This window comes from Burkholderia sp. PU8-34, assembly GCF_053427725.1.
In genome coordinates this window covers 1-224 of record NZ_JBSAXC010000108.1, presented here as the reverse complement: position 1 = coordinate 224, position 224 = coordinate 1, and the positions used below count along the sequence as shown (strand labels likewise).

1 protein-coding gene is annotated in these 224 nt (G+C 66.5%); it reads right to left on the bottom strand.

Annotated features, from left to right (window positions below; all coding sequences use genetic code 11):
* Positions 1-224 (bottom strand): hypothetical protein (locus tag ACV22Z_RS35945; RefSeq protein WP_448080970.1); only part of this gene is annotated, 224 nt, incomplete at both ends.

The following is a 224-nucleotide window of genomic DNA, read 5'->3' as shown; positions in this document are numbered from 1 at the left end:
GGCCACCGCCAGCGACGTCAGATTGCCCGACTCATCCTTGCCGACCAGGCCAACGTCCTTCAGCTGCGCCACGTTCACGGCGTCCGTGTCGTCCTTGCCGGCCGCCACGTTCTTCAGTTGCACTGCCGTGCCCGCCTTGCCCAGCGTCACCTTGTTCTTCGACGCGCTGTCGTACACCACCGCCAGCGATTCGCCCGTCTTCGAGTCGATCACCCCGCCGTCCG